The organism is Saccharopolyspora sp. 6M, assembly GCF_020176775.1.
Classification (GTDB): Bacteria; Actinomycetota; Actinomycetes; order Mycobacteriales; family Pseudonocardiaceae; genus Saccharopolyspora_C; species Saccharopolyspora_C gregorii.
Genome location: NZ_JAIUJZ010000213.1, coordinates 1 through 5,361, shown reverse-complemented (window position 1 = coordinate 5,361; position 5,361 = coordinate 1). Strand labels below are relative to the sequence as shown.

The following is a 5,361-nucleotide window of genomic DNA, read 5'->3' as shown; positions in this document are numbered from 1 at the left end:
GGGTTCGACTTGGCGGGCGATCTTCTCGGCCTCGCCGCAGGGGTCGGGGATACCACCGGGGAAGATCTCGTTCACGGTGACGATCGCGACTCCGCCGCCCGCGTCGACGAGGACGTTGCAGATCCCGCGGTCCGTGGCGCCTGCACTGACGCCGGTGGCGGCGGCCCTGCCGTTGATGTCGAACTTCTGGTAGCTGTCCCAGTTCCCGTGGGTCGCGTAGCTGCCGACCGTCTCGTCCTGGTTCTTGTACAAGGTCAGCATGGCGCTCTCACCCTCGAAGGAGCAGCCCGGTTCGAAGGAGACGTCTTCGACGCGTTCGGGCGCACCGCCAACCCCCGCAGCGGCCAAGTCGTCCGGTGTGAAGAACGCGCACGGATCCAGGTCTTTGAGCCCGGATGCCTTGGGCTGCGGCTCGGGGGAGTTCTGCTCCGACCCTGGGTCCGTGCCTCCCAACGCGCAGCCGGACACGCCGAACAGTCCGGCGCAAACAACGGTGGCGAGCAACCGGCGGGAACGTCGGGTCACTGGATACCTCTCTGCATGTCTTCAGCGATCTGATCATCGGTGGATCGGTAGTCTTTGGCGGCTGCGCGGAAGGCGTCCGCCTGTTCCATGAGGACTTTCATCAGCTCGTTGACCAGCGGAATTGCTCCGGAGTCCGGATGCTGTGCCTTGTCCTTGAACCGTTGCGCCAGCTGCTGGCCGTCGGGATAGTCTCCCAACCCGGTAAGGCGGGTGATCTGATCGGTTCGTCGAAGGAGTTTCGCGAGCGCCCGCACCTCCTCCTCAACCCTCTTCGCCGCCCGTTCCGCGACTTCCGGGTCGAGCGCGAGCTTGCCCGCCCCCACCTGCTGGTTGATCCATTGGGTCTGCGATCGGACCTGGTTCAGTCCTTCCGCCGCCCCGGCGAATCCCCCGTCTCCGCCAGCCATGCGCCCCTCCGCCGGTTGATCACGTGTGCCACGGATCGTAGCGAGGTGGTGACGGCGCGGGTGGTGGTTTCCGCTGCGCCGACCGGGTAGCGCTACACGGCGGCTTCGGCGGGGGCGCGGCGGAGGATGTCGTTGACGGTCTCCTCGGGGGCCTGCTCGGAGGTGTCGAGCCACAGGCCGAGGCGGGGCGTCTCTTCGCGCAGCACCGCGTCGAGCGCTCGGACGGACCACTCGTCGTAGGCGACCTTCCCGCGCGCTGCTTCCCGTGCCCCGATCTCCTCCGGGCTCGGCGCGAGCACCACCAGGTACAGCGGCCGGGTGCGGATGGTGGCCGCGAGTTCGGGGAGGTGTTCGCCGAGCACGACGTCCTGGGTGATGACGGTGAACCCGGCGGCGGTGTACTGGTCGCAGGACTGGGCGGTGAGCCGGTGGCGCAGCCGCAGTTGCCGCTGCGCCTCGTCGGTGGCGTCGGGCGCCATGTCCACCCGCCCGTTGATGATCATGCGGCGGAACAGGTCGCCGCGCAGGTGCACCGAGTTCGGCAGCCGTTCGGCGAGCAGCTGCGCCACCGTGGACTTGCCTGCGGCCTGGATCCCGGTGATCACGATGGCGGCCTGGGCGAAGGGCTCAGCGGCCATGGGCGGTTCTCCTCGGCGGCGCGGATGTCGGGCGGTACTCGACGGGGACGTCGCGCGGGTCGGTGGTTCGGCGCGGTCCGGTCGCGGCGCGCCTCTTCCCCGAGGAGATCGACTCCAGCCTAGCGCCGCCCGCCCGCCGGTTTCGCCCGATTCCGCGAAGTGGTTCCCTCCGCTCCCAGCTCATCGGATCGTGAGAACCTGCGGGCATGCGGATGCGTCCGGAGCGGAGCGCGGTGCTGTTCGACATCGACGGCACCCTGATCGACTCGACGGCGGTCGTCGAGCACGTGTGGTCGCGGGTGGCGGCCGCGTTCGGCGTGCCGCGCGAGCCGGTGCTGGCGGTGTGCCACGGGAAGCGGGACGCGGACGTGGCCGCCGAGTTCTTCCCGGAACCGGTGCGCGCCGAGGTGCTGGCGGAGGTCGCGCGGCTGGAGCTGGCCGCCGCGGACGCGGTGGTGGCGGTGCCCGGCGCGGCGAACGTGCTGGGGCAGCTCGATCCGCGGCGGTGGGCGGCGGTGACCTCCGGCGGCCGCGAGCTGATGACGGGCAGGCTCCGGGCGGCGGGCCTGCCGCTGCCGTGCACGCTGATCTGCGCGGAGGACGTGTCCCGCGGCAAACCCGATCCGGAGGGCTACCTGGCGGCGGCCCGGGAGCTGGTGGTGGATCCGGCGGACTGCGTGGTGGTGGAGGACTCGCCGCCGGGCGTGGCGGCGGGCGTCGCCGCGGGCGCGCTGGTCGCGGCCGTGACCACCACGCACCCGCGGGAAGCGCTCGGCGGGGCGCACGTGGTGCTGCCGGAGCTGTCGGCCGTGCTGGGATTGCTCTGATGGTGAAGCTGGACCGGTTGATCAACGTGCTCGGCGGCTACGGGGCGCGGCTGGAGTGCGCGCCGCGCGGGCGGGACGTGGAGCTGCGCGGGGTGGCGCTGCACGATTCGGCGGGCACCGACGAGGTGCTGCTGGCCGTCGGCGTCGAACCGGGCGCGATCGGCGAGCTGCTGCGCACCACGATGGCCGCGGTGGTGCTGCTGCGCGAGGTCGCAGGCCCGGAGCTGGCGGTGGCCCGCGAGCGGGGCGTCGCGGTGGTGCTGGTCGACGGCGACGTGCTGTGGGGGCAGTTGGCGGCCGTCGTCTACGGACTGGTGCTGGAGGGCCGCGAAACGGAGGCGGGCCGCGGCCCGACGGACCTGTTCGCGCTGGCCGATGCGCTGGCGGCGTCGGTGGGCGGCCCGGTGACCATCGAGGACCGGCATTCGGGGGTGCTGGCGTATTCGAGCAGGCAGGAATCGGCGGACCGGGCGCGGCTGGCGACGATCCTGGGCAGGCGGGTGCCCGCGGAGATCCGCGCCGAGCTCGCGTCGCGCGGCGTGTACGCGCACCTGGCCTCGTCGGACGAGCCGTTCTTCGCCGAACCGATGCCGGAGTTCCACGGCCGCGCCCTGGTGGCGGTCCGCGCGGGGCGGGAACTGCTCGGGTCGATCTGGGTGGAGGTGCCGGAGCCGCTGAGCCCGGAGCGGGCCGCGGCGCTGCGCGAAGGGGCCCGCACCGCTTCGCTGCACCTGCTGCGGGCGCGCGCCAGCGCCGACCTGGAGCGGCAGGTCGAATCGGACCTGGTGATCGGGCTGCTGGAGGGCCAGGCGGACGCACCCGCGGTGCTGAGCAGGCTCGGGTTGCGCGGCACCGGTTTCCAGGTGGTGGCGGTGCAGGCCGAGGACGCCCAGGACGCGGCGGTGCTGATCGCGTTCGAACGCGCCACGTCCGGCTTCGGCTGGGCGCGGCCGGGGCGCAGCGCGCTGTTCGCGAACACCGTCTACACGGTGTTGCCCGAGGCGGAACCGGGGGAGCGGTGGTTCCGGCGGCTGCTGCGGGAGATGCCCGCGGAGGTGCGGCTGCGCGCCGGGGTCGGTGGTGCCGCGGAACCCCTGGAGCTGCCGGTGAGCAGGCGGGAAGCGGACGAAAGCCTCGCCGTCGTCGGTTCCCGCGAGATCGTCGGCTACGACGACGCCTGGCACGAGATCCTGCTGCGCAGGCTCCGCAACGCGGCCTCCGGTGGCCGGTTGCCCGCACGCGGCCCGGTGCGGCAGCTGCACCGCCACGACGCCGAGCACGGCACCCGGTACGCGGCGACGTTGCGGGAGTGGCTGCGCTGCCAGGGCGATCCGGGGGCGGCGGCGCGGCGGCTCGGCGTGCACGCGAACACGGTGCGCTACCGGATGCGGAAGATGACCGAGGTGGCGCCGATCGACGTGACCGACCCGGACCAGCGGCTCGCGCTGATCGTCGCGCTGCTCATCGAATAGTTCCGGATCACCAAACGGCGGCGCCCAGGTTGTGCGGATCTGACAACCGGACCGGCGCCGTGGCCCAGCACACTCGGATGCAGCCGAGCTGAGGAGGGCGAACATGGCTGGCAACGACCAGACGCCGCGGCACGTGGTGGTCGCGGGTGCCGGTGCCGTCGGGTTGTCGACGGCGTGGTTCTTGCAGGAGCACGGCGTGCGGGTCACGGTCGTGGACCGGGACGGCGTGGCCGCCGGTTCGTCCTGGGGCAACGCGGGCTACCTGGCGCCGGCGTTCTCCATCCCGCTGCCGGAGCCGAGCGTGCTGCGCTACGGCCTGCGCTCGCTGCTGGACCGCAACGCCCCGCTGTACGTGCCGGCGAAGGTCGACCCGGGCCTGTGGGCGTTCCTGGCGCGCTTCGCGGCGCACTGCAACATGGGGTCGTGGCGGCGTGCGATGCAGCCGTTCGTGCCGATGAACAACGAGTGCCTGGACGCGTTCGACGCGCTCACCGCCGGTGGCGTGGCGGCCCCGACCCGGTCCGCGCCGATCACCGCCGGGTTCGAGAAGGCCGAGCAGGTCGCCGACCTGCGCCGCGAGTTCGACCTGATCCGCGAGTCCGGGCAGGACGTGCAGGTCGTGGAGTCCTCGGTCGCCGAGGCGCAGGTGCCGCAGCTGTCCTCGCACATCGAGGCGGTGCTGCGCATCGAAGGCCAGCGCTACGTGGACCCCGGCGAGTTCGTGCGCTCCCTCGCCCGCTCCGTGGAGCAGCGCGGCGGCACGATCCGCACTGGTTTCGCCGTGCAGGACGTGCGGCGCGAGCGCGGCGGCGTCGTGCTGCGCTCCGCCGACGACGCGATCACCGCCGACACGGTGGTGCTGGCCACCGGTGCCTGGCTGAGTGCGCTGGCGAAGCCGCTCGGCGTGCGGACCGCGGTGCGCGCGGGCCGCGGCTACTCGTTCACCGTGCCCACCGAGGAACCGGTGCCCGGCCCGATCTACCTGCCCGCCGTGCGGGTGGCCTGCACGCCGTACCAGGGCGGGCTGCGGGTCGCCGGAACCATGGAGTTCCGCTCCCCGGACGCCAAGCTCTACCCGGAGCGCATCGCCGCCATCGAACGCTCGGCGAAACCGCTGCTGCGCGGCGTGTCCTGGGCGGACCGCAAGGACGACTGGGTCGGCGGGCGGCCCGTCACGCCCGACGGGCTGCCGCTGATCGGCGGGACCGCGATGCCCGACGTGTTCGTCGCCGGTGGTCACGGCATGTGGGGGCTCACCCTCGGTCCGCTGACCGGGCGGCTGCTGTCCGAGCAGATCGTCACCGGCAAGCAGCCCGACCAGCTGCGGCCGTTCAACCCGCTGCGCTGACGCGCCACGAAGACCATTTCCTGGAGAGCAGGGGCCCCCCCGGCCGCAGCCGCGGCCCCCGCCCGCGGTACACCCCCCGGGGCACCCGGCAGGGGGGGGAGGTGCGTGTAGGCGTGGGGGGGGGGGGGGGCGGGGGGGGCGGGG

The 5,361-nt window shown here is 73.0% G+C and carries 6 protein-coding genes; 3 read left to right on the top strand and 3 right to left on the bottom strand.

The window, feature by feature from the left end; translation table 11 throughout:
- The 3 genes from LCD31_RS24315 to LCD31_RS24305 form a co-directional block, all read right to left on the bottom strand.
- A partial coding sequence (locus LCD31_RS24315) for a DUF3558 domain-containing protein (protein WP_224961658.1) occupies positions 1-504 on the bottom strand: 504 nt, incomplete at its 3' end.
- Between the two features lie 17 nt (positions 505-521).
- Positions 522-932, bottom strand: coding sequence for a hypothetical protein (locus LCD31_RS24310; RefSeq protein WP_224961656.1), 411 nt, complete (start codon positions 930-932; stop codon positions 522-524).
- 92 nt (positions 933-1,024) lie between these two features.
- A complete protein-coding gene (locus tag LCD31_RS24305) occupies positions 1,025-1,570 on the bottom strand; it encodes an AAA family ATPase (protein WP_224961653.1) in 546 nt (181 codons plus the stop codon).
- A 206-nt stretch (positions 1,571-1,776) separates the two neighbouring features.
- On the opposite strand from LCD31_RS24305, the gene LCD31_RS24300 reads away from it, so the two are divergent.
- From LCD31_RS24300 to LCD31_RS24290, 3 genes are all read left to right on the top strand, one after another.
- Complete coding sequence (locus tag LCD31_RS24300; RefSeq protein WP_224961651.1) at positions 1,777-2,397, top strand: HAD-IA family hydrolase; 621 nt, start codon at positions 1,777-1,779, stop codon at positions 2,395-2,397.
- On the top strand, positions 2,397-3,869 hold the full coding sequence (locus LCD31_RS24295; RefSeq protein ID WP_224961649.1) for a CdaR family transcriptional regulator: 1,473 nt from the start codon (positions 2,397-2,399) through the stop codon (positions 3,867-3,869). The genes LCD31_RS24300 and LCD31_RS24295 overlap by 1 nt, the downstream gene beginning before the upstream one ends.
- Before the next feature lie 103 nt (positions 3,870-3,972).
- Entirely contained in the window at positions 3,973-5,217 is a 1,245-nt protein-coding gene (locus tag LCD31_RS24290) for an FAD-binding oxidoreductase (RefSeq protein WP_224961648.1), read from the top strand.
- The last annotated feature ends 144 nt before the right edge of the window (positions 5,218-5,361 follow it).

Bases quoted from the DNA above. Each gene is read 5' to 3' on its own strand.
- LCD31_RS24310 (WP_224961656.1), bottom strand. From the start codon at position 932: ATGGCTGGCGGAGACGGGGGATTCGCCGGGGCGGCGGAAGGACTGAAC.
- LCD31_RS24305 (WP_224961653.1), bottom strand. From the start codon at position 1,570: ATGGCCGCTGAGCCCTTCGCCCAGGCCGCCATCGTGATCACCGGGATC.
- LCD31_RS24300 (WP_224961651.1), top strand. From the start codon at position 1,777: ATGCGGATGCGTCCGGAGCGGAGCGCGGTGCTGTTCGACATCGACGGC.
- LCD31_RS24295 (WP_224961649.1), top strand. From the start codon at position 2,397: ATGGTGAAGCTGGACCGGTTGATCAACGTGCTCGGCGGCTACGGGGCG.
- LCD31_RS24290 (WP_224961648.1), top strand. From the start codon at position 3,973: ATGGCTGGCAACGACCAGACGCCGCGGCACGTGGTGGTCGCGGGTGCC.